At 54.9% G+C, this 25,535-nt stretch carries 23 protein-coding genes and 1 tRNA gene; 11 read left to right on the top strand and 13 right to left on the bottom strand.

What is annotated here, in order from left to right:
* Positions 1-2: 2 nt before the first annotated feature.
* From ACFKSJ_RS03210 to ACFKSJ_RS03200, 3 genes are read left to right on the top strand one after another with little or no spacing between them, the layout of a single operon-like run.
* The gene (locus tag ACFKSJ_RS03210; RefSeq protein ID WP_440950830.1) at positions 3-743 is read left to right on the top strand and encodes an RNA methyltransferase; all 741 of its coding nucleotides are present in this window, start codon (positions 3-5) and stop codon (positions 741-743) included.
* 33 nt (positions 744-776) lie between these two features.
* Positions 777-1,337, top strand: coding sequence for a dCTP deaminase (gene dcd / locus ACFKSJ_RS03205; RefSeq protein ID WP_440950829.1), 561 nt, complete (start codon positions 777-779; stop codon positions 1,335-1,337).
* A gap of 58 nt (positions 1,338-1,395) precedes the next feature.
* The gene (locus ACFKSJ_RS03200) at positions 1,396-3,225 is read left to right on the top strand and encodes a threonine--tRNA ligase (RefSeq protein WP_440950828.1); all 1,830 of its coding nucleotides are present in this window, start codon (positions 1,396-1,398) and stop codon (positions 3,223-3,225) included.
* Positions 3,226-3,534: 309 nt separating this feature from the next.
* On the opposite strand, the gene ACFKSJ_RS03195 is transcribed toward ACFKSJ_RS03200, so the two are convergent.
* The 4 genes from ACFKSJ_RS03195 to ACFKSJ_RS03180 all read right to left on the bottom strand — a co-directional run bounded on the left by ACFKSJ_RS03195 (position 3,535) and on the right by ACFKSJ_RS03180 (position 8,373).
* Complete coding sequence (locus ACFKSJ_RS03195; RefSeq protein ID WP_440950827.1) at positions 3,535-5,124, bottom strand: FMN-binding glutamate synthase family protein; 1,590 nt, start codon at positions 5,122-5,124, stop codon at positions 3,535-3,537.
* A gap of 201 nt (positions 5,125-5,325) precedes the next feature.
* On the bottom strand, positions 5,326-6,423 hold the full coding sequence (locus ACFKSJ_RS03190) for a putative sulfate/molybdate transporter (RefSeq protein ID WP_440950826.1): 1,098 nt from the start codon (positions 6,421-6,423) through the stop codon (positions 5,326-5,328).
* Between the two features lie 25 nt (positions 6,424-6,448).
* The gene (locus ACFKSJ_RS03185; protein ID WP_440950825.1) at positions 6,449-7,210 is read right to left on the bottom strand and encodes an acyl-CoA dehydratase activase; all 762 of its coding nucleotides are present in this window, start codon (positions 7,208-7,210) and stop codon (positions 6,449-6,451) included.
* Positions 7,207-8,373, bottom strand: a complete 1,167-nt coding sequence (locus ACFKSJ_RS03180; RefSeq protein ID WP_440950824.1) for a double-cubane-cluster-containing anaerobic reductase — start codon at positions 8,371-8,373, stop codon at positions 7,207-7,209. Before ACFKSJ_RS03180 ends, ACFKSJ_RS03185 begins: the two co-directional genes overlap by 4 nt.
* A 113-nt stretch (positions 8,374-8,486) precedes the next feature.
* On the opposite strand from ACFKSJ_RS03180, the gene ACFKSJ_RS03175 reads away from it, so the two are divergent.
* Positions 8,487-8,993 carry a hypothetical protein gene (locus ACFKSJ_RS03175; RefSeq protein WP_440950823.1) on the top strand — a complete coding sequence of 169 codons (507 nt, stop codon included), beginning with the start codon at positions 8,487-8,489 and terminating at the stop codon, positions 8,991-8,993.
* A 35-nt stretch (positions 8,994-9,028) separates the two neighbouring features.
* Here the strand turns inward: ACFKSJ_RS03175 and ACFKSJ_RS03170 are convergent, their stop codons facing one another.
* Complete coding sequence (locus ACFKSJ_RS03170; RefSeq protein WP_440950822.1) at positions 9,029-9,724, bottom strand: 2,5-diamino-6-(ribosylamino)-4(3H)-pyrimidinone 5'-phosphate reductase; 696 nt, start codon at positions 9,722-9,724, stop codon at positions 9,029-9,031.
* 161 nt (positions 9,725-9,885) lie between these two features.
* Here ACFKSJ_RS03170 and ACFKSJ_RS03165 point away from each other — a divergent pair.
* Together ACFKSJ_RS03165 and ACFKSJ_RS03160 are read left to right on the top strand one after the other, a co-directional pair.
* Positions 9,886-9,956: transfer RNA gene (locus ACFKSJ_RS03165), tRNA-Cys, on the top strand.
* A gap of 60 nt (positions 9,957-10,016) precedes the next feature.
* Positions 10,017-11,237 carry a tyrosine-type recombinase/integrase gene (locus ACFKSJ_RS03160; protein ID WP_440950821.1) on the top strand — a complete coding sequence of 407 codons (1,221 nt, stop codon included), beginning with the start codon at positions 10,017-10,019 and terminating at the stop codon, positions 11,235-11,237.
* A 79-nt stretch (positions 11,238-11,316) separates the two neighbouring features.
* Here the strand turns inward: ACFKSJ_RS03160 and ACFKSJ_RS03155 are convergent, their stop codons facing one another.
* Entirely contained in the window at positions 11,317-11,928 is a 612-nt protein-coding gene (locus tag ACFKSJ_RS03155) for a hypothetical protein (RefSeq protein WP_440950820.1), read from the bottom strand.
* Positions 11,929-12,030: 102 nt separating this feature from the next.
* Here ACFKSJ_RS03155 and ACFKSJ_RS03150 point away from each other — a divergent pair, with 102 nt between their 5' ends.
* Both ACFKSJ_RS03150 and ACFKSJ_RS03145 read left to right on the top strand, forming a co-directional pair.
* Positions 12,031-12,222 (top strand): hypothetical protein, encoded by a 192-nt coding sequence (locus ACFKSJ_RS03150; protein ID WP_440950819.1) that lies wholly within the window; start codon positions 12,031-12,033, stop codon positions 12,220-12,222.
* Positions 12,216-12,374, top strand: a complete 159-nt coding sequence (locus ACFKSJ_RS03145; protein ID WP_440950818.1) for a hypothetical protein — start codon at positions 12,216-12,218, stop codon at positions 12,372-12,374. The genes ACFKSJ_RS03150 and ACFKSJ_RS03145 overlap by 7 nt, the downstream gene beginning before the upstream one ends.
* Positions 12,375-12,593: 219 nt before the next feature.
* Here the strand turns inward: ACFKSJ_RS03145 and ACFKSJ_RS03140 are convergent, their stop codons facing one another.
* The gene (locus ACFKSJ_RS03140; RefSeq protein ID WP_440950817.1) at positions 12,594-13,346 is read right to left on the bottom strand and encodes a winged helix-turn-helix domain-containing protein; all 753 of its coding nucleotides are present in this window, start codon (positions 13,344-13,346) and stop codon (positions 12,594-12,596) included.
* Between the two features lie 138 nt (positions 13,347-13,484).
* On the opposite strand from ACFKSJ_RS03140, the gene ACFKSJ_RS03135 reads away from it, so the two are divergent.
* Positions 13,485-13,730 carry an MTH865 family protein gene (locus ACFKSJ_RS03135; protein ID WP_440950816.1) on the top strand — a complete coding sequence of 82 codons (246 nt, stop codon included), beginning with the start codon at positions 13,485-13,487 and terminating at the stop codon, positions 13,728-13,730.
* A 194-nt stretch (positions 13,731-13,924) separates the two neighbouring features.
* Here the strand turns inward: ACFKSJ_RS03135 and ACFKSJ_RS03130 are convergent, their stop codons facing one another.
* From ACFKSJ_RS03130 to ACFKSJ_RS03115, 4 genes are all read right to left on the bottom strand, one after another.
* Positions 13,925-15,514 (bottom strand): chloride channel protein, encoded by a 1,590-nt coding sequence (locus ACFKSJ_RS03130; RefSeq protein ID WP_440950815.1) that lies wholly within the window; start codon positions 15,512-15,514, stop codon positions 13,925-13,927.
* A gap of 618 nt (positions 15,515-16,132) precedes the next feature.
* Positions 16,133-16,966, bottom strand: a complete 834-nt coding sequence (gene ablB, locus ACFKSJ_RS03125) for a putative beta-lysine N-acetyltransferase (protein WP_440950814.1) — start codon at positions 16,964-16,966, stop codon at positions 16,133-16,135.
* Positions 16,954-18,348, bottom strand: a complete 1,395-nt coding sequence (ablA, locus tag ACFKSJ_RS03120) for a lysine 2,3-aminomutase (protein ID WP_440950813.1) — start codon at positions 18,346-18,348, stop codon at positions 16,954-16,956. The genes ablB and ablA overlap by 13 nt, the downstream gene beginning before the upstream one ends.
* A 120-nt stretch (positions 18,349-18,468) precedes the next feature.
* On the bottom strand, positions 18,469-19,632 hold the full coding sequence (locus ACFKSJ_RS03115) for a KamA family radical SAM protein (protein ID WP_440950812.1): 1,164 nt from the start codon (positions 19,630-19,632) through the stop codon (positions 18,469-18,471).
* 266 nt (positions 19,633-19,898) lie between these two features.
* Between ACFKSJ_RS03115 and ACFKSJ_RS03110 the strand changes: the two genes are divergently transcribed.
* Both ACFKSJ_RS03110 and ACFKSJ_RS03105 read left to right on the top strand, forming a co-directional pair.
* The gene (locus tag ACFKSJ_RS03110; RefSeq protein ID WP_440950811.1) at positions 19,899-21,737 is read left to right on the top strand and encodes a PAS domain S-box protein; all 1,839 of its coding nucleotides are present in this window, start codon (positions 19,899-19,901) and stop codon (positions 21,735-21,737) included.
* A 407-nt stretch (positions 21,738-22,144) separates the two neighbouring features.
* On the top strand, positions 22,145-23,359 hold the full coding sequence (locus tag ACFKSJ_RS03105) for a cation:proton antiporter (RefSeq protein WP_440950810.1): 1,215 nt from the start codon (positions 22,145-22,147) through the stop codon (positions 23,357-23,359).
* Positions 23,360-23,418: 59 nt separating this feature from the next.
* Here the strand turns inward: ACFKSJ_RS03105 and ACFKSJ_RS03100 are convergent, their stop codons facing one another.
* On the bottom strand, positions 23,419-24,636 hold the full coding sequence (locus ACFKSJ_RS03100; RefSeq protein WP_440950809.1) for a fasciclin domain-containing protein: 1,218 nt from the start codon (positions 24,634-24,636) through the stop codon (positions 23,419-23,421).
* A gap of 115 nt (positions 24,637-24,751) precedes the next feature.
* On the bottom strand, positions 24,752-25,534 hold the full coding sequence (locus ACFKSJ_RS03095; RefSeq protein WP_440950808.1) for a TIGR00341 family protein: 783 nt from the start codon (positions 25,532-25,534) through the stop codon (positions 24,752-24,754).
* Position 25,535: the final 1 nt, after the last annotated feature.

Raw genomic sequence — 25,535 nt, 5'->3', positions numbered from 1 at the left:
CCATGCCCGAGGTACAGATCGTCCTGGTCGAGCCCCTGTACGAGGGGAACGTCGGTTCGGTGGCCAGGGTCATGAAGAACTTCGGGTTCTCGCGGCTGGTGCTGATCAACCCGTGCCCGCTCGGCAACGAGGCGCGGGCGATGGCCTCCCATGCCCAGGACCTGCTGGATACGGCAAGGACCTGTTCTCTCGAGGAGGTGTACGCAGAGAGTGCGCTCACCATCGCGACCACCGGGGAACTGAGCAAGACCATCTGCAACCCGATGCGGATGCCGTACTATGATCCCTCCGAGATCAGGTCGACGATCGCAGAGATCGACGGAACGGTCTCGATCCTCTTCGGGCGCGAGAACTGGGGGCTGAACAACAGCGAGGTGGCGGCCAGCGACCTGATCTGCACCATCCCGACCTCGCCGGAGTACCCGATCCTGAACCTCTCGCATGCGGTCGGGGTGGTCTGTTACGAACTCGCCCACCTCCCGCGCGGCACCTACCTGCTGGCGGACCGGTTCGACATGACCTGCCTGTACGATCACATCTCCTCGTTCCTGGACCAGATCGATCACCCCCTGTACAAGCGCGAGGTGACGATGCTGACGATCCGGCGGCTGCTGGCCAGGACCCAGATGACTCCCCGGGAGGTCTCGACCCTGCACGGTCTCCTCCGGCGAACCGAGTGGTACCTGAACGGCGGCCAGCAGATTTTTTCTGAAGAGGCACCGGCGGACCGTCGGACAGAATAACTCTTCAACTCTTCTTCACCAATATCTAACAGAATGATTCTCGTCGACTGGCAGATTATGGACCGGATCAGCCGCGGGCAGATCAAGGTCGAACCGTTTGAACCCGGCCTTATCCAGCCGAATTCGCTCGATATCAGGCTTGGGGACCACTTTGTCTGGTATGTCCCGGGCGACCGCGTGATCGATCCGTACGATAAGGAGAGTGTGACCGCAGAGGTGGAGGAGATGACAGCGGATGAGGTTATCCTCTATCCGGGCCAGTTCATGCTCGCCGAGACCAAAGAGGTCCTTTCGCTCCCCGACAACATCGTCGCAAGTATCGAAGGAAAGAGCAGTATCGCCCGGCTCGGGATCGAGCTCCACCAGACCGGCGGCTGGATCGATGCCGGCTTCATCGGTTCGATCACCCTGGAGATGTGCAATGTCAACCAGCGGCCGGTGAAGATGTATGCCGGGATGCCGATCGGGCAGCTGGTCTTCTACACCACGGAACGGGCGGAGCAGCCGTATAACCTGAAGCAGGACGCGAAGTACCAGGGGCAGCGGCAGGCCACCCTCTCGCGGTACCATGAAAACCAGCGGTTGATTCAGTGAATATATACCGCATGAGATCCCATATTATAACGATTATTTTTCCTGGTGAGAGTGAATTATGCGACTTCTCCTGATACATTCTGATTATATCGAATACGAGGCGCAGAAGAAGACCAAGATGGCAGAGGCCGACCCGGTTCCAAAGGACGGGATGACCGAGGCCCTGACTGTCTTCACTGCTGTCGAGGCGGTGGACGAGGAGGATATCGATGATGTGGTGGCGCAGTCGGTCGCAGAGATCGAGAAGACTGCAACCCAGCTTGCAGTGAAAAACCTGCTGATCTACCCGTACGCCCACCTCTCTTCAGACCTCTCCTCGCCCGAGACCGCGGTGGCCGTGCTCAGCGCGATCGAGAAGAGACTGAAAGAGACCGGTCGGTACGAGGTGAAGAGGGCTCCGTTCGGCTGGTACAAGAAGTTCAAACTCTCATGCAAGGGGCACCCGCTCTCCGAGCTCTCCAAGACGATCGTTCCGGGCGCCGGGGCGGCTGTCAAGGAGAAGAAGGAGGTCACGCACGAGTTCTTCGTGATGACTCCCGACGGCGAACGCCACGAGACCGGCGCGTTCCTCGACGGCAGGTTCGGGGCGCTGGTGAAGAAGGAGATCGGGATCGCTGAGCCTGTCGGCGGCGAACCGATCCATGTCGACCTGATGCGGTCGAAGGAACTGGTCGACTACGAGCCGGCCAGCGACGTCGGGAACCTCCGGTGGCTGCCCCGCGGGAAGATCGTCCGCGACCTGATGGCAGATTACGTGCTGCAGATGGTCCTCGCCTACGGCGGCTCGCCGGTGGAGACCCCGGTGATGTACGACCTCGGGGACAAAGCGATCTTCGAGCATGCCGACAAGTTCGGGGAGCGGCAGTACCGGTTCAAGAGCGGAAACCGGAACATGATGCTCCGGTTTGCAGCCTGTTTCGGGATGTTCTCGATCATGCGGGACATGCACATCTCCCCGAACTCTCTCCCGATCAAGATGTACGAACTCTCCACCTACTCGTTCCGGCACGAGCAGCGTGGCGAGGTGATCGGCCTGAAGAGGCTCCGTGCGTTCACGATGCCCGACATGCACAGCCTCTGCACTGACATGGAGGAGGCACTCGGCTGCTTTGAGGAGCAGCTCCGGCTCGGCTGGAAGTCCGGACAGGACTTCGAGACCGAACTGGTCGGTGTCTTCCGGTGCACCCGGGAGTTCTATGACAAGTATGAGAACTGGGTGAAGAGTATCGTCGCCGAGTCACGGGTGCCGATGCTGATCGAGATCCTCAGCGACCGGGTCCACTACTGGATCGCCAAGGTCGACCTGGCCGCGATCGACGGGCAGGGCCGGCCGATCGAGAACCCGACCGTCCAGATCGATGTCGAGTCGTCGACCCGGTTCGATATCAAGTACCACCTGGACGGCGAGGTCGTCCACCCTCCGATCCTCCACTGTTCACCGACCGGCTCGATCGAGCGGGTGATCTGCGCCATGCTCGAGAACACCGCCAACCAGACGGTCCCCCAGCTCCCGGCCTGGCTCGCACCGACGCAGGTCCGGCTGATCCCGGTCGCCGAGCGGCACACCGCGTACGCGGACGAGCTCTGCACCCGTCTGAACAAAGCACAGATCCGGACAGACCTCGACGACCGCGAGGAGAGCGTCGGCAAGAAGGTCCGGGAGGCCGGCATGGACTGGGTCCCCTATGTGATCGTCATCGGAGATGCGGAGATGGAATCAGGCAACCTGACGGTCACCATCCGGAGACTCTCAGAGCCGAAGGTTCCGCACAAGGAGCAGCTGGACGAGGAGGAACTGATCGCACTGGTCAGGACCAACACCGAAGGGATGCCGTTCCGCCCGCTCTATACCGCCCGGAACCTCTCCAAGAAACCACGGTATATCTGAACGATACCGGAAGATCCACTTTTTTTTTATTTTGAGTATAGTCGAAAATCTTACGGTTATACAGTCAGGTTTTCTCAAATTCTGGTTCACCCGTCAGGGGGAAGCGGATACGAGAAGAATTTGAAAGATTCTTCGAGGGTGTTAAACGCATCCAATCCCCAAATGGGCCAATCTCCGACTCATCTGAGTCTACGATTGGCCATGGATGTTGCGTTCAACATTATAATTCCCAATCTCGGATTGTATCAGGGTCCAGCAGCAGCAAGCAGCCGTTTCGCCGGCATATTTGCAGTGGGTCAAAAAAAAGTTTCAGGCGAGGAGGATATCCAGTGCCTCGTCCTTGTATGCATCCATCACGTAGGGGATGCCTGAAATCTTTGCGGATTCTTCGGTCAGAGACATCAGGTCGCTCCTGCTGATGGAGGAGACGCTGAAGTTCCTGCTGCCTGCCATGATCTGCTGCAGCCCGGTTCTGAACTTCTGGGCGTAGGTGTAGATGCCCAGTGCGCCCACCGGGATCTCGCTCATCCGTTCGCCGTACTTCTCCTTGAGCTCCTGGTAGGAGACGAAGATCTCAGGGATCGTGCTTCCGAACTTCGAGACGGTCTTGGGCAGGGTGCCTGCTTCGATCCACTTCTCGATGTTCTTGCCGACCATGCCCGGAATCATCAGCCCTCTGCCCATGCAGACGGCCTTGAAGTAGGGGTTGCCCATGGCAAGCGCCTTGAAGGCGTTCGCTTCATCGGCGAACCCGCCGGCGATCGCAAGGTCCGGCACCCGGATGCCCTTGGCCTTCAGCATCTCGGCGTACTGGTACGCGAGGGACTGCAGGTAGAAGGTCGGGATACCCCATTCGTTCATCATCGGCCAGGGGCTCATGCCGGTTCCGCCGGGAGCTCCGTCGATGGTGAGCAGGTCGATCTTCGCCTCTGAACTGTACCTGAGAGCCATCGCCAGTTCCTTGGCGGAATAGGCTCCGGTCTTGAGGGTGACCCGCTTGAACCCGATGTCCCGCAGCCGGTCGACCTCTTCGAGGAACCCTTCCTTGGAGACGAAGCCGAGGCGCGAGTGGCGTTCAAATTCCTTGATGGCGCCATCCTTGAATGCCTGCTGGATGTCGTGTCTGGTTGGGTCCGGCTGGACGATATAGCCGCGGTTCTTCAGTTCGGTGGCCCGTTCGAGGGATTTTACCTTGATCTCCCCGCCGATGCACTTGGCACCCTGTCCCCACTTCAGCTCGATGGTCTCCAGATTGTGTTTTGATGCGACGTACTCCGCGGTTCCAAGCCGGGTGTCCTCAACATTCATCTGGACGAGAATCTCGCCAAGGCCTTGATGGAACTTACGGTAGATCTCGATCCGGCGGTCCATCTCCGGAGATTTCTGGACCTTGCCGTTGCTGTCCCGGACCAGGCCGGGGTCGATACCGCAGACGTTCTCTCCACAGACGAGGGTGATACCGGAGATCGCAGCGCCGATGGCGAAGTGCTCCCAGTTCGCCCGCGCGATCTCGGTCGACCCGAGGGCGCCGGTGAAGATCGGGAGGCTCATCGTGACCTTCCGGTCCCATCCGTACGAGGTCTCGGTGTTCACAGATGAGAAGAGGGCGGTGTCAGATCCGATTTCAAGTCCTTCTGGCAGGCCCTTCGCTCCCTGTGCATACCCCTGAATGTTCAGGTGTGAGTAATCGACAGGATAATTCTTGTCCGCTCCTGCGGTCACCTCTCCGAATGGACCGGGATAGAGAACTTCCCGTCCCCGGAACGAGGATAACCAGATCTCACAGCCACCCTTACACCCGTCCGTACAGCGGGTACAGAGCCCGGACATGGGCACTACGCTGCGGGACCGGTTGACGGTGCCTGTGGCTTCATTTGAATTGGGTTGTTTAAGATTCATTGTAGTCACTCCATTGAGTACGGTATCGCCCCGGATCCCGGGTAAAGACAGTACTGAATTATTGGACAGGCAGACCAGGATCCCTGGTCGTACCCATAAGTGCTTTTTGATGATGATCCCATATAAGGAATCCTTTTTTTCCCCAGAATCTTAGGAAGTATATATTAAGGTGATCATACAGGTTCCGATCCCTCCTCCTTATTATCTCCTGCTGTACGATCGCTGGATCAGCCAGACGATAACCCCGGCAATGAACCCGATTGTCATAGAGGTGGCAACCGAGACGATTCCGGTGACCAGGGTCGACGGGAAGGAAGTGGTCTTCAGCCCGGATCGGGCGAGATCGATCGCCACGAAGAAGAGGAGCGAGCCGAGGAGGCCGACCGGGAAGAGGGTGACGATCCCCTTATCGGCAGAGAAGATCGCGATGACGATCAGTACCGTCCCGGCGATGAAGTTCGCCGCCGAGGTGCTGGCTCCGTACCGGTACAGGGCCGCGACCCCTCCGGCTCCATGGCAGACCGGGATCCCGCCGAACGGGGCCGAGACCAGGTTCATGATCCCGATTGAGGTGGAGACCCGCCTGGGGGATATCTCGCTCTTGAAGAGATCGCCGGCGATGAGGACGGTGGCTGCGATCGAGTTGGTCAGGGTGAGGATCACCTGGGGGACCACCAGCGAGCCGGCCGCAACCGCCCAGTCCCCGGTTCCGGGGATCGTCAGGCCGAATGAGAACGGGAGCCCCCATGCCGGCAGCCCGTGCAGAACGATGCCCAAGCCAGCCCCGGTGACGAGGACCGCGATCGCCGACAGGTCGGGGAGGCGGCTGAACCGGTGGGCCAGGGTGAAGAAGAGGATGATCGCCACTCCGAGGATGGCCAGGTACGGGTCGGGGATGGCGTACTGGAGCCCGGAACGGACCAGCAGGAGGGCGAGCCCGAGCTGGATGCCGCGGGTCACCGGTTCGGGGATCCGTTCGACGATGGCAGAGACCCAGCCCGTCGCACCGAGCGAGAGGAAGAGGAGACCGAGGATCAGCCCGGCGGCTGCCATCGTGCCGCTGTCGGCCTGGCCGGCGATGACGAGCACGGCGATGGCCTTCATCGGTTCGACCGGGATCGGGGTCTTGTAGACGACGCCGGCGAAGAGATGCCAGAGGCCGAGGAGGAGGAGAACCGGGCCGGCCGGAACTCCGGTGGCGAGGATCATCCCGAAGGTGAGCGGAAGGATCGTCCCGAAGTCACCGAGGGATCCCGATATCTCGGCGAGGGCCTGGTGGAGGGTCGTGGGTCGCATCATTGCTGATCACACAGGCGGCCGGCGGTCACTCCGTACAGGCGAGCGCCGCCCCGAGCGCTCCAGTGATCTGAGGTTCCGGCGGCACGACCAGTTCAAGGCCGAGCTCCTTCTCCAGCGCAGCCTTCACGCCGCTGTTCTTCGCCACCCCGCCGACGAAGACCACCCGACCGCTGAGGTGCACCTGTCGTGCCATCACCGCCACCCGTTCTGCGATCCCCTGGATCAGGCCGGCTGCGATATCCTCCCGGCTGCACCCCTGGGCCCGGAGCGAGATCACCTCAGACTCTGCAAAGACGGTGCAGGTGCTGCTGATCGCGACCGGCGTCGTGGACGCCCTGGCCAGTTCGCCCAGGTCCCCGAGCTGGACCTCCAGCGCCCGTGCCGTATATTCGAGGAACTTCCCGGTCCCAGCAGCACACCGGTCGTTCATCAGAAAGTCCAGGACTTTGCCGGCTTTCACCTGGATCACCTTGCTGTCCTGGCCGCCGATATCGATGATCCCGTCCGCATCCGGCACCAGGGCCGCAACCCCCCTCGCATGAGCCGTGATCTCGCTGACGGTCCTGTCTGCACAGGCCACGGTCTTTCTGCCGTATCCGGTGGCGCAGATCCGCTCGACCGCCTCGTCCTGCAGGTTCACATCTGCAAGGACGCCGTCGAGAACCGAACGGATCGCCTTTTTAAAGTCAAACCCGGTCGGTCCGATCCGATAGGCCAGCAGGTCGCCGTCCGAGAGGATGACCACCTTGGTGGTCGCGGCTCCGGCGTCGATCCCAGCGACGATCACTGGATCATCTCCAGAAATGCGTCCACCCTGACCCCGATCTGCTCCCGGTCCGCGTCCCCGTAGTCCGTCTCGATGGCGAGCATCGGCACCCCCGCCGCTCTGAGCGCCTGCTGCACCCGGTGCCGTTCGGTGTTGTACCCGTGGCAGTTCTGAAGGGTGGCGTAGACCACGCCGTCGATCGAAAACTGCCGGACGAGCTCGATAATATGCTCGATCCGCCGGTCGTTGGGGGTCATGCAGGCGCAGGGGATCTGCAGGTAGCGTTCGGCCAGTGCCGTCAGGGGGTCCCGCTCCTCGTTCTCGTCGACCAGGTGCCAGAACGACCGCGTCCCGGTGCAGCTCTCCTCGGCGACGATCACCCCGCCCCGCTCCTCGATGATCTCGGGCACCTTCTGGTTCCCTGCGGTCACCGGGCAGCCGGAGAAGAGGATCCTGGGCCGTCGTGCCGCCTTCTCCTGCCCGGCCGGCTGCTGCGCTTCGAGTCCGGTGACGAGGGCTTCGAGTCGCCGTCTGAACTCCCGGGGATGGAGCTGAAACTGGCGCTGCATCATCCGTATCACGGCCACACCCTCGATCGGCGGGGGGTTCTGCCGGCGGAGAGAGAAGAGGCGCATCAACAGGCGGCGTGTCCGGTTGGCATCCCTGATCTCCTTCCACAACCGTTCGTCCGTCACCTGGTTGCCGGTCAACTCCTCCATCATGGTGCGGAATTTCTGCAGCTCGCCGGTGAAGTAGAGGAGGGCCCCGGGGGTGTCGGGCTTCTGGGGGAGATCGATCACATAGGTCGGTACCAGGTCGGTCAGCAGTTCGAACATCTTCTTCTTGCCGTCGCAGGTCGTCTCCCCAACCACGAGGTCGACGAGGGGGACGTGCGGACAGGCTCCGGTTTCCGGGTCGTCCCTGGTGACGATGGCCCCGAACGAGGACCTGATCAGCGGGCAGAGGGAGCGGGGAAGATACTCGTCGGCAGCCGGGATGAGAGCGTTGCTGCCGCCGCAGAGGATCACCCGATCGGCTCCTGCAGCATAGATGATCTCGTCGGGTACGTACAGGCAGAGCGTTCCGACGATCTTTGTCCCGGCCTGCTTCTCCTCCGCGAGGGCGGCGATGCGGGCCGGATACGCGTCTGCGAAGAGATCGGGATCTGATGCTGGCGAAAGCATGGTGCCAGTAATTCTGCACCAGTGGTTTTATTCCCTTGCTTTCTCAGGATTCGTCAGACCCTTTCCGACCAGAGATCGGAATGCTGAAATAATTACGCGCTGCATCAGAGCGTATGAACTGGAAGATTATCGCGATCCTGCTTCTATCACTGGCTGTCATGATGATGGGTGCCGGATGTACCACAACCCCGTCCGCACCGAACACGACAACGACGACAACGGTCCAGGCCACAACGGCGGCACCATCAACCGGGTCTTCTGGAGCGGCCACCACGGTGGCGACCACCGCCGGTGGCGACAACTCGCTGACCCCGGGACCGACCCAGACGATGCCCAAGGGGAACGACGTCTTTGTCCAGGTGAACCAGAAGGACCCGATCGATCGCTCGATCACGGTGATCTATAACGGCGGGGCCGGCATGAACTCGGTCACCGGGTGTACGGTCCGCCTGATACGGTCAGACGGGACCGAGGAGACAAAACCGCTGAACACCCAGACCGGCTCTGAACTGGTCTTCAAAGGGACCAAGAATCCTGACCGGATCATTGTGAAGGTCACCACCACCAGCGGGCAGACCTATACGATCGTCGACCAGATGTCTGCGCTCGCTCCCCGATAACTCCTTTTTTCCCTGACGTGTCACGAGTGTGGCGGTCAGGGGGTCGGACCCTGCTGACGGCGGACATGCCAGGTGAGGAGGATCCCCTCCTCCATCTGCCGGGCATCGGCAAGGTCGAGTTTGACAAAGCCCTGGTCTGCGAGGAATCCCAGGCCGTCCGCAAGCGTCGGAGCGTCCTTTCCGCCGATCACCAGGTTCCCGATGAAGGTCTGGATCTCATCGACCAGGTCGGCCGCAATGAGCGACCAGATCAGGGTGCCTCCGCCTTCGACCATCAGCCGGCGCACGCCCCTGGCATACAGCGCCTCGAGCAGGGCCGGCAGGTCGACCGATTCCGCACCGGTCGCGATCACCTCGGCCTTTTCACCGAGCTGTTCCCGGTTCTTCTCCGCTGCCGTCCCGGCGACCGCGACGATCCGGTGCCCCGGCCCTTTATTGAGGATCGCGGCCTCGATCGGGGTCCTGCCCCGGCTGTCCACGACCACCCGGATCGGGTTCTCGTCCTGGCCCCGCGCGATCCGTTCGGCCTTCAACTCCGGGTTCTTGACGGTCAGGGACGGGTCGTCGGCGAGGACCGTTCCGATGCCGACCATGATCGCATCGCTCGCCGCCTTGATCCGGTCGACCCGCTGAAAGTCGGCGGCTCCTGAGATCTTCACCTGCCGGCGCTCACGGGTCGAGAGTTTGCCGTCTGCACTCATCGCCACATTCACAAAGACATAGGGGCGCATAAGGTAGTGTTGGGAGCGGGCGGTTATCAGATCTTTGGCTTTTCCCTGGCGATGCCCATGGACATGAGGGCAAATGTTGCCGAAACCGTACCCTTTTTTTTATAGCAGGGTGAAGTGGGTAGTGTAACAGTTCACAATTGTGATAATTGTGATCATTCTACGCCCGGGTGGCAGAGAGGCTATGCGTCCGACTGCAGATCGGAGAAGATGAGTTCAATTCTCATCCCGGGCTTCCTCTATTATACTGTAAGGCCCCGAAATAATTATATAAATACATGACCAAGTGAGGGTCATGGCACGCGCCAATCAGCGGTTTCACCGATCTGACCTGAAGTACCGTGAGTCTGCACCTGCTATTCTAGACCGGGCAGTCGAAGCCGGCACTATTACGATTGATGATGCACATTTAATCCGGGAGTTCGTCGCCGAGAAGTCCTGTTCATCCAACCTGAGCCCCAGCCGGATCTACAAATTATATGGCCTGTATGCCGGGTGGCGGCAGTTCATTGGACCTTTCCGCCAGAACATTATGGGCGATCTCTATGATGGTATCGACCGGTTGAAGCAGGCGAAGAAGCCGGACGGTCAACCGCGTTATACCCAGAACACCCAGGGGGATTATGTCAAGGCGCTCAAGCGGTTCTATCTGTGGCTGATCGATGAGGAGTATGCATCCCCGCTCATCAAGCGTTTGAAGGTTCAGAATATCCAGGCGCCATCGCCGAACACCATGACCAAGACAGCGGAGATGATGCTGACGCCAGACGAGGTCGGTCGAATCATAGGAGCAGCACATTCCCTCCGTGATAAAGCGTTGATCGCGTTGCTCTACGAAGGTGGCCTTCGGATCGGCGAGATCGGGGATCTGAAATGGGAAGCCGTGAAGTTCAGCGACTGGAATGTCGCTGTCAACGTCAACGCCAAGACCGAGAAGCCACGGTTTATCCCTGTCGTGATGGCGCGCCCATTCCTCTCCCAATGGCGGTCTGTCTATCCGGGTGATCCGATCGGTTCAGAGTTCGTCTTCGTGACCAACCGGGGATTGCCCCTGCAATACAACGCTGTCACGATAAATTTGAGTCTGATCGCGAGACGGGCCGGCGTTGAGAAGAAGATAACCCCGCATATATTCCGTCATTCCCGGTGCACCCAGTTGTTGCGCGAGGGATATCCGGAATCGATCATCAAGAAGATGCTCTGGGGGAATGATAGTACCAATATGCTTGCAACGTACGGGCATCTGGTTGACTCTGATATCGAACGGGAGGTCGCAATGCACAATGGGATCACCACAGCCGAGCATCAGCGGGACACGTCGTTGGACCCGGTGCAGTGCACGCGGTGCTACTCCATCAACACGCCGACTGCACGATATTGCAACTCCTGCGGGCTCGAACTGACGGCCGATGCGGTACATGAGAAGCAGAGCGCCGAGGAGCAGATCTGGTCAGATCCTGCGTTCCGTGCGGCCGTCGAGGAGGCAGTGCGGCGGGTGGCGGCAAAGAGCACCTGATCGTCTCACTGTTTTCCGGCCGTGTCCTCTGCAGCACGGTCATGGCCGAACGTAGGGCGATCGCACCTTGTCGATCGCCCTACGTTCGGCCGGGGTTTGCGTGGGAGAGCATCTCTTTGAGGATCCCGTCGTCGGCATAGGTCTCCTCTGCGCATCGATCGTTCTGCCTTTCTGAGGGAGCCGGCTTTGATACCAGCGCTTCACACTCGGCTATCCATTCCCCCGTTAACCCATGGCGTTCAAGGACCTGACGGGCCGCGTGCGCCTGGACGAATAACCGGGAGAGGGCATCCATCGAGACCGGCCGGTTGCCCTGAATCTGCGACAGGTCAGGTGAATGTGGCAGATATGCCTGGGCGCCGAAGGGATCGCCGATGTTATAATACGTCCGTTTCTGATCACCCACCCATTCCTCAGTCCGCTCCAGTACCTTGTAATATTCCAGTTTTCGGATGACGCGATAGGCACTGGTCTCATGTTTGAATTTCGATGGAACGATGGCATGGATGAGATCGTGCGCCGGGATGCCGGGTCCTCCCCTTCGCAGGTTCCGGGTCGACCGCAGATAGAGGATCGTGTTCAGGACCGCAGAGGCCCGGGCGAACCGCTCACCATTTCCCCTGATCACATACCGCGAGTAGGCATCCCACGGGGTCATGGAGAGCGAGATCTGGTGCCAGTCAGCGGTCATCGATCACCCTCCGTCGACATATATTTTTCTCGGATACACACACATTTCCTCTGTCACTTTTTGCCCTAAATACTTATGTATCTTATATAGTATAGGGATTTTATGAAGTCACAAGTGTGTGTTTCGATTCCGGTCGAGACGAAAGAAAAGGCGATCGCCCACCGGCTTTCTTTCAGCGGAATTCTGAATGAAGCACTGCTGGCGAGAATAAAAGATCTGGAGCGGGCAGGCGGCAAACCAGAGCCCGCTCCAGGGCACCCCGACGAGTTAACGACGGAGGCAGAGTTGTGTTAGTTTCACCGGCTCATAACCCCTCCGCCCGGGTGATCCCGGGCTTCCGGATCCGGCAGGACACCATCGCGCATCTCGGCCCGATGGAGCAGGTCTGGGCACGCCGGCTCATCGCTCAGGGAGTATGGCGGCTTGTGCCCGACGACGAGGCGTGATGATCTGTTCCGGCTGTTTTCATCCATTTGCCTATGATGATCAGCGGGATCCGGATAAGGGAGACAACCGCGTCGACGGTCAGTTCTGCCAGTGCCGGCCGGATCGGGTCAAGACCCCTGGCATCCGTCACCCGATATTCTCTAGAAGACATAGCGGGATTGGAATGGGTGGCGAATGGAGGAAAAAAGGCGGATTATCCCGGACAACGCAGGGGAGGTTTACGATTGGGGGTTCAGCGCGGTGTAGAGATCGATGACCTGGGTGAGGGTCTTCCACCCCTTCTCGGTGATCACATAATCCCCCCGTTCATGCCGCTGGAGGATCATCCCGGTATCGGTCAGTCTCTTGATATGGAAGAGCAGGTTTCCTCCGCGGAGCCCGGTCAACTGCGAGAGATCCGAGAAGGTCCGGGTCTGCCCGCCGAGTGACCGCAGGATCTGGAACCGCTGGACATTGGCGACCGGCTCGAGGATCTTTTTGACCAGCTCGGCCTCGGAGATTTCGGCAGATACGGGGGTCATCCGATCCGTATGTTCGTAGATCCCAAGCGACTTCATCAGGTCGACCTGCTTCTCGAAGAGCCGGCTCACCTCGAGAAAACAGGTGTCACATCGGTCGAACGGGCCTTTCTTCTTCATACCCTGCAGCTGCTCGCGGTACGACCGGACCAGATCCTCACTGACCCGTTCGTTCTTGATCTGCTGTGCGGTGACCTGCAGAAAGTCCATGAATACGGCAAAACAGTTCTCGTGCATCACACAATCAGGAACCATCCTGACCGACAACCCAGCCTTCGCCTGCTCGACGTGATGATCGACGAACAGATCCGCATAGCTGTTCTTCAGGTCGCCGACCACGGCCTGCAGGTTCTGGGTGTTAGCGCGCTCGATGAACCGTCTCAGTTCGGTCCGAAGACCGGAGATCTCACTCGTCAATTCATGCAGCTCTGGTGTCGATGTTCTGCCAGTCATTCCCTCTCGCTATCCCCCTGGTGAGTTGTATGGTAAGAGCACTGTGAAGGTCACCCAACTGTAGTGTCTCAACCAAGTGTATTTTTATGACGCTCAAGTATATAATTTCAACAGGCCATGTAGGTACTGGTGAGATAGATGACAGAATCTGTAAGAGACCAGCTTCATGCACAGATCACAGGAGCACTCAAGGGAGCAGCGTTCCCGATCACGAAACCCGAAGACCTCATCGCGGCATTCCCGATGGGTGCAGAGACCACCTGCCAGGTTGGAGACGTCAAAATGACAGCCGGTGAGGCCGGAACATTACTGAACGCCGGCGACTTCCCTTTCACAAGCCCGGAGAGCGTCGCTGATACGATCCTCTCCCGTGCAGGACTGTGATTTATAGCACAGGAACCCTCATGGCCAGGGGAGAGAAGGATGTTTCCCTGGCACCACCCTTTTTCCAACCGACCGTCGTTCATCAGATATTTGATCGGTATTCGGTCTGCGGATTAATCCATCACCGAAGCCGCGGGTCCCCACTTCAGAAATATATAGAGGATGGAGCTCAGTCCGAAACCGAGTTTCCTCATTCAGTTGCGGATTGCAATAAAGCTGGACCGGGCATATGCTTTCATGATATCAGTCCTTGTCAGGAAACCGGAGAGCTGATCCGGCGATTCTTTCTCCACAACAGGAAGATGATTGAAGTTATTGCTGATCATGAATTCAAGGGCATCCTCAAGAGTATCCTCCGGATGGATCACAGAAAGATCCCGCGTCATGGTCTCACGTACAGTCGGGTACACTCCTTCCATGCTGGGGATCGTCCGTACATCCTGATTCGTGATGATCCCCACAAGACGGCCCTCCTCAATGACAGGGAAACCGGTATGCTCGGTTTCTCCTATGGTCTCGAGGACTTTCGCCGGCTCATCCGATGGAGAGAACGTGATGATCGACTTCCGCGGGATCATGGCATCACGCACCAGGATCCGTTCAAGTATATTCCTGTCATATTCCCCGCGATGAGCCCTGGACTGCGCTCTTGTCGGTACCTGTTCCCGGAAGATGGTCTTCTCTCCGGTAAGCAGATGTGAAATGGCAACGGCGGCCATCGACGGCACCAGTATCGACATGCTTCCGACCATCTCCACCACCATGATCAGCACTGCAATGGGGGCATTTGCCACAGCCCCAAACAGGGAGATCATGCCGACAACAACAAATACCGGCACCGACTCAAGCGGGACAAAGGTCGGGTTGAGCAGGTTCAGGGACATGCCGAGCGCCCCGCCGATTGCTGCACCGATTGTGAGCCCGGGAGCAAAAACCCCCCCGCTCCCTCCGGAACCGAGTGTCAGGGCTGTCGTAATGATCTTGACGAATGGGAGCAGCAGAAGCACGGTGAGGGGAACCATGGAATAGAACATGAGCTGGGTATACCCATAGCTGGACCCCATGCCGGCGAGACCGAGCATCTCTCCCTCTGGGGATATGAATGAGAGTGAAATGACAAATATCCCGAGGAGGAGAGCACCCGAGACCGGTTTCAGGTAGAGCGGAAGATTATACCTTTTAAATACAGCGGCGAAACATTCACGGGATTTATAGAAAACAGAGATATAAAGACGTCCAAACGCCGCACAGAGGATCCCGAGCAGGAGGAACAGGGGGATCTGCTGGATACTCCACCATTGCGAGGTGAGTGCATAGATCGGGGAATATCCTTCAAAGAACCCGAAGATCGAGTACCCGATAACTGAAGCCAGGAAGGACGGAATGATCGCCTCGGATTCGAAGTCCTGGGTATAGAGGACTTCTGCCGCAAGGATCGCTCCTCCCAGGGGGGCCTTGAAGATTGTCCCAATCCCTGCCCCAATCCCAGTTGTGAGCGCAATTCTTCTTTCCCGGGGACTGAGGCCAAGTATATCGGCAACAAGGGATCCAAAACCGGCTGAGATCTGGGCGGCCGGCCCTTCCCTTCCTGCACTCCCTCCGGTCGAGATGGTGAGAATCGCTGTGACCGCTTTCAGGATCGGAATCCGTCTCCGTATTCTTCCATCCCCATGGAATGCCTTGATTGCTGCATCAGTACCATGGCCTTCAGCCTCGGGTGCATACCGGGTTATCAAAATCCCGGTCAGAAGGCTCCCGAAACAGAGGATGGGAAGCAGAAGCATCAATGAATGAGGTTCGGACCACTGACTTATCTCGGCCACCGTCTGCCCTTCCTGGGGATAAGCATACTGCAGGAGATACCCCATAAAAAATGCTGTTCCCCATTTCAGACCCTGGTAAAAGAGAAGAGACCCGAAACCGGCAATAACACCGACGACTATCGCGATCAGGAGAATTTTATTTGTCGGCTTGAGAGAGGAGAGAAAAGATAACATTAATGATTTTCCTAATTAAGATGTCACACGATTCTATTTGACTATTTTTATGAATAAGGAAATGTTTCTCAAGTGCTGTCATTTCTACAATCTCTGTAACCGTGACTGATGATCATCTCTCCTCCATTGTCAAATACTATATGCCAGTCACACACTCCTCGTTAATGTCCATGAAGATCGATCCTGCTAGCCTGATAGAATGAATCTTTGTTGGTGAACACACCTCCAACCCAGGGCTCTGGTTGTAAGTACATTACACGCATGGGGGATTACAATATGACCGGTAGGGGAGAGAAAGAACTGAAATTCGGCTCTGTTGAAATCCTTTATACTAATCACTTATGTTGCTGATGTAAAGGAAAATGTTTAGATGTTTAAACTGAGGATTTCAACAAAGCATGAAATTCAGCATAATGTCTTATACCAGACATTCATACTCTCAATTTTTCCACAAATATTGGTATTGTTAATCAGAGTACCCCCATACTGATACTGTGCTCTGGCAAAGAGTCGGTTAACTGGGAGAGGTTCACCTCTGCAGATTGTGTATGTAGTTTTTATCCCCTCTTCTTTCATCTGCTGCTCCTGGTATGAAAGAAGCTGTTTTGATAGACCCAATCCTTTGTATGCGGCATCTATTGCTAAATCACTCATTTCTACGGCTGAAGCATATCGATCAATCTCACATGAACCTGCAGCGATAATCCCATCAGACGTTTCACCAACAAAAAATTGTACCCCGCCATTCATGATTTTTTTGAGATAATCCGGTTCCTGGATGGGAAAGGGATACGTTTCAAATGTTCTCTGGTAGAGTGCACAGATCTGAGAGATATCATCAATTGTTGCTTTTCTGATCGTCCATTCCAATGGTTCAATAATCAGGGAAGGAGATGAAGTTTTTTCCCGGGATATCTGAATATTTTTTTGAATTTGATCATATGCATCATCCTGGGCTCGTGCAGTATCTATAAACTGAGATAAGAAAAGAGTATCCTCATTCCCCTGATAGAATCCTGGAATACGTGCTTCCTGCACAGTACCCGCGGATTTAAATAAATTTTCAAGAGATTCGGGTATTTTCATCACGATTTTTGCATAGTTATAATTTGTGAGTAAATCGGTGATACGTTGGGATATGATACCTGCATCATCTGGATGAATCTTCATCAGATATATCCTATCATTGAAAAATCCGTGCTGAATGAGGCTTTTGCCGAGAGTAATTACGATGTCCATTCTTCCCTCTCTCTCCGTCCAACCCGCTCTGATATCAGTTCGGTATGAGTCGCGGAATCTGCGGTGTCACATTCTCCCTCCTCTCTCCTGTCGACCCGCTCTGAAACGGTGGGTAAAATCGTGATTTTACTTTCATAATCAGATAAAAGTGCCTCTATTCCATGTGCCCTTCGCATGGCAAACTCGCTATCACCAGAATGCTGGAGATTGCATTGTTCACACTGGAGATCACAGGTTATCTCCTGGTAGTTTCCAGGCTCTTGGTACGTTGAAAACATTCCTTCATAGTTCCGAAGAACGACCTTATTCGATGATCTGGAGATGAGATAACTGGGCATGATCGGGATCTTCCCACCGCCGCCCGGCGCATCAATAACATAGGTAGGAACGGCCAGTCCGGATGTATGTCCTATCAGACTCTCGATAATCTCTATACCTTTTCCAACCGGTGTTCGGAAATGAGCAAGTCCTTCAGCGAGGTCACACTGGAATAAATAATAGGGTCTGACCCGGTTTTTCACCAGTTCATGCACCAGCTTTCGCATAATGACTGTGCAATCGTTTACTCCGGCCAGGAGAACAGATTGATTTCCAAGGGGAATGCCCGCATCTGCTAACTTCGACAGGGCATCACGGGATGCATTAGTAAACTCATGTGGATGATTAAAATGAGTGTTCAGCCAGATAGGATGATATTTTTTAAGTATTTGAACCAGATCATCAGTTATTCGGAAGGGAAGGACCACAGGGACCCGTGTTCCGATCCTGATTATCTCAACATGTGGGATCTGGCGCAATCTACTCAGGATTTTATCCAATTGTATGTCTGAGAGCATAAGGGGATCTCCTCCGGAGAGAAGGACATCACGAATCTCCGGATGATTTTCAATATACTCAAATGCTCTTTCCAACTCATCCCTGGAGGGAACAGAAGATTTTTGTCCAACTTTTCTCTTCCGGGTGCAATGGCGGCAATACATTGCACAGGTATTGCTGATGAGAAAGAGGATCCGATCCGGGTAGCGATGAGTTATGAGGGAACACGGGCTGTCAACCTCTTCCCCCAGGGGATCATGGAGGTCACATTTTTCAATAATTAGTTCCCCTGCAGAGGGTACAGCCTGCTTGAAGATGGGATCGTGCAGAGGATTAGCATTGTCAATGAGGGAGAGATAATAGGGAGTTATTGACATCGGAAAAATATCGATGGTCCTCTGCATATCCTCACGTTCTTTTATGGATAACGTGATATCAAGCATACGCTCAAGAGTAGTTATATCGACTATGCTATGACTGACCTGCCAGTGCCAATCTTTCCATCTGGAAGATTCTGATGTGGGGGATTCAATTTCACCCGTGGTGAACGTTTTTTCCTGTGTCATTTTTTTGGTTCCTGACTCCAAAGGAGTCTAAAAATTTAACTGATAATGTTCCATGGTTATGGTTTGATCGTCGGAAACGTACGGTTAGGAACAATTTCACAATTTCATGAAACAACCTGATCAAAAGGTTATTGTCCCGCGGTGAGTGTCGAGGTCACTTTCAAACGACCATTCATAGGTGGGATCTTTACTCGGTGCCAGGGGCACGTAATCGTCAAACCATCGAGCCTGTGGATTTGATTGAGTGATCATAAACGTGTTGTAATCATCTGGATTGGCTGCCTGGTGATACCGCATGAAAATATTGGTACTGTTCTGCCCGACCACCTCAATTTTACCGGTGCAGTGAGACATGATGAATCGTGCACGTTTTGCAAGACCTGAGCATCGCTGGAAAGCAGACTGCATGACCTGATATGACCTCTCTACCGGGACAGTGAAGACCCTGTTTCCGATCGTCGGACGACATTGGTAAACATAATAGGGAGATACTCCGATGAATGATAATTTTTTGAACAGATCAGCCATGACTGCAGGGTCAGTGTTTACACCCTCAATGACCGGTGTCTGATTTACCACCACAGCACCTGCCTGCTGAAGCAGACGTATCGCTTCAATAGATTGTGGTGATATCTCAGATGGATGGTTGAAGTGTGCCATGAAGTAGATCTTTTTTCCAGGGGTTGATTCACTCTGGATGAGAGAAACAAGCTCACGGTCCTCTGTTATTCGATATGGATTATATGCAAGCATCTTTGTCCCGATTCTTATGATGCTCACATGATCAATCTCCCGGACTTCCTGTATTACATTCTTCAACCGGGTTGTTGAGAGAATCAGGGGGTCTCCACCGGTGAGAAGAACATCTGTTAGTTCCGGATGATCCCGGATGTATCCGAGGGCTGGTACATAATCCCTGATTGTTTGACGGGGACAATCCATAAAGAGCCGTTTTCTAAAGCAAAATCGGCAGATGCCCCCGCATTCATCAGATAATAATAACAGGGCAGTTTGTGGATATTTATGCTGCAATCCCTGTTGAACGGTATACTGCTTCTCATGGGAAGGATCATGACTCCCGGTCATATCCAATTCTTCAGGATGGGGAAATATGATCCGTTTTAATGGGTCGTTGGGGTTATTCCAGTCTATCATTGAGAGGTAGTGTTCAGATGCACGAAATGGATACAGCGAAGTAACCTGTTGTATTAATTCCTGATCCTTTTTTTTCAGCGTCTGAAAGAACGGAACACGGGTGATATCGGTAATATATTTTCCTTTCATCTCTTTATTCACCTTTTGATGGTTAAACAACTGAACTCTGAGTGTAGGGGGTAAGACCCACAGGACAATAGCAACATGAGTTGATGATCAATATGGAATGTGGTGTGAAAATTCCAATTATGATATGATTTAGGATAATTATATTTATAATTAATCCTGTTTAGTCACTGTAAGTGATCATCCAACTGGCAAAGAATTGGCGGAAGATATAAATTGTATTCAGAAGAAAGTTCTCAGTTCAAGGGGATAACTTATTGTCCATCGGAATGTATGAAGACCGGATTTTTTCAATTCTTTTAGAACACCGGGAAGGATTGACCATAGAGGATGTATCCCATCATCTCAAGATTACACGAACCACTGCAGCCCGGTATTTGGAATCTCTTTACCATGCGGGAAGAGCGGAACGGCGATCTCTTGGTCCGGCAAAAATATATCGAGCATCATTCAAAGTTCAAAGTTCGGAGCTCCTCGCAATTCTGGATGAAGGAGTGTTGGAACTGGATTCTGAAGGTTTGATACGAGAGGTCAATCCGGCTTTCTGCAAATTATTCTCTCTTGATGCCTGTGATTTGAAGGGGAAGTCGCTCATATACTCCAAAATACCTGGTGTTCTTTCTGATGATGTTATTGAGTCTCTGAAATATCCCCCTGAAATGCCATCTGAAGGAGTGATACTAATTTCCGGAGACGGAGCTGAACGGTCTCTTCATTATCGAATAATCCCCCTGCAATTACCTGAGGGAGGTACAGGAATTGCTCTTATTGTTTCCGATCAGACAGATCTCTTCTCCAGTAAGGTTCAAAACAAGGATATCGAGTCAGAGTATCAAAAAAAATTGTCCAGAATCCACTCTGACCTCTCTCATAATCTGGAGAAGGCAAAAAATACGGTGCGGGAGTTATCCAGTCGTGAACGGACAATCCGGGATCTCCTCCAGAATGTTCGGGTAATTATTTTGAAGATTAATACTGCCGGGAGGGTTGTCTTCTGTAATCATTACGCGTCAGAATGTGCCAATCTGAATGATGGGGAACAGAAACCTCCAATCGCTCTGAGTAAACTCTTTCCCATCTTCGATAAACATGGAGAACATATCGTTGACCGGATCAAAGAGGTGAGGGATGGAGTAGTGAATTTCTCTCAATGGGAGTCGCCACTTCTCATACATAACCAGGTCTCTTCATTCATCTACTCCTGGAATCTCATCAGTATAAAGAAAGGAAAGGGTGGGGCGAGCATGATCCTTGCCGGGTTTGATATAACTGATCTCATCGCCCGTGAACAGCAGATTATCCAGTCACAAAAACAGATGGGATGGATATTGGATCATCTTCCTGATCCAACCTTTGCTATTGATAAACGCAGATACATAATTCTCTGGAACAAGCAGATGGAATCCATGACAGGTCTCTTATCAAAGGAAGCTATTGGTAGGCCGATTGATGCATGCATCCCCGATATCTATGAATATAATCGTCCGGTACTTGCAGACCTGATATTCAATCGGTATAATCCTGAAATTAATGCATTTTTTAAGGAAGTTCAACGGGATGGGGAAGCGTTGACTGCAGAGACAATTGCATATCGCCAGGATGGGAGCAAACGAGTCTACTGGGTGAAAGTAACACCTTATTATGATGAAGAGGGTGAGATTTTCGGAGTGATTCAATCGATTCGTGACATTACAACTATCCGTGAGAATGAAGAGAAAAATCGTGATGAGGGTGAGTTGCTGCGGGGTATTGCCGAGAATGCACTGGACAATATCATAGTAATCAATCGCGAAGGAACGATTTTGTACGTTAATCAGTCATTAGGGCGGTTGATCGGTATCAGCCCTGAAATCCTAATCGGGTCAAATATCAGCCACGTTCATGAGATGAAACCTTTTTTTCCTGTTTGTAATCGATATAGATCGGTATTTTTATCAGGCATTCCAATACAAGAACTCTTTTCCATTCAGTATGAGGGAGTTGAGATGCTGATGGATACTACATTCATTCCAGAGAAAGATCGAAATGGTTTGATCTCATCTGTCTTGATTGTCCTCAAAAATGTAACTTCTGTGCGAGAAAAGATAACTGATCTGGGTTCTTCCTGAGGGTGAGAGAAAAATATTAACGTATCTGTTATTTTAGCAAAATATTCCTATTTTCGAGTACTTCAATTTGTGAGGGCTTCTTGAGGAGTATCTCAGATTCCTAACTTGTCCCAGATCCTCGCAACAATTCCAAGATTATCCAGAGATCTTCAAGCAGTGACGATTATTTCAGATGAAAATTGAAAAAACTTCAGTTTAATAATTGGTTAAATGCGATAGAATGTACTTTGGAAAGAAAGATGAAAGCCCGAGGTATGGAGATTCGTTGGTGAAAACACCTACACCACGTTCAAAACAGTACGACCTGCATGCCGGTATCGATCTCCATCATTATCCAATGGAGTCAAAAACATTTCCAGTGGGGTAATCGGAAGGACTATGTACTGGACTCCGCCAAGTTGTATCCGATGGAAGACCTCTTCATTTCGCCGGAATTCCAGATGAGCCTCCTGTTGTTTGTAGCCCTCGGGGGGTATCTTCTTGCATCACGGATCAACCAGTCTGCGGTTATAGGATTGATCCTCGTCGGGATCCTGGTGGGCCCCAGCGTACTGGGCTGGATCACCTACACCGACTTTATCAAGAGCCTCGCCCATCTTGGTGCGGTCGTACTCCTCTTTGTCATCGGGTTTGAGTTCAGCCTTCGCGAGATTGTGCACCCACGTAATTTCGCCATCGCCGTATTGGGGGTGATTCTGCCGTGGATCGGCGGCTGGGGACTGGCAGTCCTCTTCGGCTATGACTCGGCCAGTGCGATCTTCATCGGCACCGCCCTGACGGCCACCAGCATCGCCATCACGGCGAACGTGCTCAGGGAGCTTAATAAACTTCAGACCGAGGCAGCCAAAGCGATCATCGGGGCCGCAGTCATCGACGATGTCCTTGCACTGATCGTTCTCGCCATCAGTACCTCTGTCGTCGAAGGCTCGTTCTCGTACACAGGGATCGCCCTGATCACGATAAAAGCGCTGCTGTTCATCGCCATCGGGGCCGGGTTGGGAACCCTGGTGATCGGCAAGTATCTCGTCCGCCTTGACAGAACCGATTTTGTGAAGCGGTATCCAGAGTTCATCTTCATCTTTGCGATGATGTTCGCGTTCTTCTATGCCATCTGTGCCGAGATGGTCGGCCTCTCGGCGATCGTCGGCGCATTCATCGCCGGCGTCTCGTTCAAGGATGTGGAGCTGAACCAGAGTAAGAGTCTGAAGGAAGGGGCCGAATATCTCCAGATCATCTTTGCATCGATCTTCTTTGTATCGCTGGGGATCCTCGTAGATCTCCGGGCGGTCACCCCGGAGATCGTGGTCTTCCTCATTGTACTGACAGTCGTGGCCGTCATCACCAAGGTTCTCGGATGCGCACTTCCCGCATGGCTCGGAGGATTGTGCAGGAAGGACTCCCTGATCGTCGGTTTTGGGATGGCTCCCCGAGGCGAAGTAGCGATGATCGTCGCCCTGATCGGGCTGAATGCCGGCATCATCGACCAGGGGATATATGTCGTCCTGATCCTCATGAGTCTGCTGACGACGGTGACCACGCCCATCATCTATCGGAACTGGCTCTACAGGGGGGAATATGGTACCTACGACGCCAACGGGACCTGCATCGATTCAGGGGAGTGAACCCGAGGGGATCGGAAGGTCGGGCGGCGCTCGCTCTGCGAGACATGCTTCCGGCAGGATCACCGTCGTCTGCGCAGACCGAGGAGCGCCAGCACGAACAACACTTCCATCGTCACAAGGGCCCCACTGGGGCCGGCCCGGGTCACCAGGACCGAGGTGGTCTCTGTTTTCGTCGTCGACGGGATCGCGATGGTGGTGGGGGTTGTCGCCGGCATCAGGTCCGGCGGGATCAGCACGCCGTCGACGATATGGACCATCCCGTTGCTCGCGGGGATATCAAGCAGGGTCAGGTTCGCTCCGTCGATCCCCACAGCCCCGCCCGGCCGGATGTTCACCTGGAGCGACTCGCCATTCAGAGTCTTCACCGACGCCTGCGTGGTCACGTCTGCGATCGTCAGCGTCCCCGGTGCAAGGTGATAATTCAGCAGTCTGACGAGAGCGGTCCGGTTTCCGAGCAGGTCATTGAGTGTACCGGGTGGCAGTGCGTCAAAGGCGCTATTTGTTGGAATGAAGGCCGTCAGAGGTCCCGGCCCGTCCAGGGTTCCGGCCATTCCTGCGATCAGGGTCGCGTTCAGGAACATGGAAAAGTTCGGATTGTTCTCCAGGATCATGGCGATCGTCTGGTTGCCCGCCCCGGTTGGGGCGACCGTCTTTGTCGGTGAGACCACCCCCGTATAGTCGTCGCCATAAAGGATGGTAATCGAAGGTTTCGGGGTGCGTGCGATGGTCGATGGAAAGGTGGTCGGTGCCGGAGTAGGGGTTGCAGTCGGCTGACGTGTCGTCGGCGTCGGGGTCTCTGCAGCAGGCGTCAGAACGTCGAATCGTCCTTCCACCGTCATGGCCGAACCCGTGATCTCGACAGGCCGGCCCACCGGGTAGTTCCGAACATGATCGAGTTCGATCCCCAGGGGCGAACTGCCGTTTTTCAGACCAGAAAAGGTGAGCTCAGCGATCGGCCCGGTCCGGAATCCTTCGATGGGTTCGACGAGTTGAATGACAACATTGCCGGCCTGGGTCCGGGTTGCCGAGACCGTCCCGCCGACCAGGAAACGGGTGCTCTCATACCGTATGACGGCCGGGTCATACTGCACATTCAGCCAGATATCCGAGGCCGGCGGCTCCCAGCTGGCATTGAGTGACAGCGTCGTCACGCCGTTCTCCCCAGGCGACGCGTTTGCGTTCGACAGGGTGAACGTGCCATTTCCAGCCGCACTTGCGAGTGTTCCGCCGCAGACTACCAGGAGGACAAGGGCGGCTATCATCAGACGGGGGTGCATCGACTTGAGATGGAAGGGCTCGCTATTTAGGAGTTTCCCTGTCTGCTCTTCTATTCATGTTCCGTCGCATCCCCACCGATGGACGGGCTCCATGGGAAGGTACAGCCAATTTGAATCAGGCTGTGAAGATAAGGTCCAGGTAGAGCAGCAGGAACAGCACGAACAGGATCCCGAGGGTTCTGAACAGTTTTTGTCTGGCCATGAGAGGCAGGTTCTCTCTCCCAGGCCCGAGCTTGAGAAAGAAGACACCAAGAAACCCGCCGATCATCACTCCGATGATGTTGTCGAGCGCGAGGGTCAGGGCCGATAAGGCACTGGTCTGAAAGAGGGCGAGCGCGATCCCTGCGACGGCAGCGGGCGGAAGCAGAGAAGCCGCAATGCCGATCCCGACCAGGCTCTCGTGGAAACCCTTGACCTGGGCGACCATCGCGGCGAACCCGAGCAGTACAGCCATCACGAGATAGACATCGCGACGCTCGAACCGGGCGAGGATCTGTGGGGTGAAGACGACCGGCCCCTGGGTAAAGAGGACAGCAGTGACCACGGCCGAGAGAACGATGACCGTGATGAGGAGCAGGAGGAGGGTTCGAAGGTGAGCGAAGGCCCGGATCGGCCGACCCACCGTCAGTTCGAGTATGAATCCGGTGATCGGGGAGAGGAGTGGCGAGACGACCATGGCGCCGATGATGATCGCCACGTTGTTCAGGAAGAGGCCGACCAGGGCGACGATGGTCGCGACCCCGGTCAGGAGCAGGAGCGGCAGGTCGATGACGGTCGTCTCCGGGAGGGCTCTGAGCAGATCCTCTGATGTCACCCGCCGTGCATCATTCGCCGGCCCCACCAGGTCCGCCTCATCCTCCCTGAGATCTTCCAGAACACCCTCCGCAGCCGCAACCATA

Origin of the sequence: Methanosphaerula subterraneus (assembly GCF_052055875.1) — an archaeon.
Taxonomy (GTDB): domain Archaea; phylum Halobacteriota; class Methanomicrobia; order Methanomicrobiales; family Methanospirillaceae; genus Methanosphaerula; species Methanosphaerula subterraneus.
This window is presented reverse-complemented; position numbering and strand designations above follow the sequence as displayed.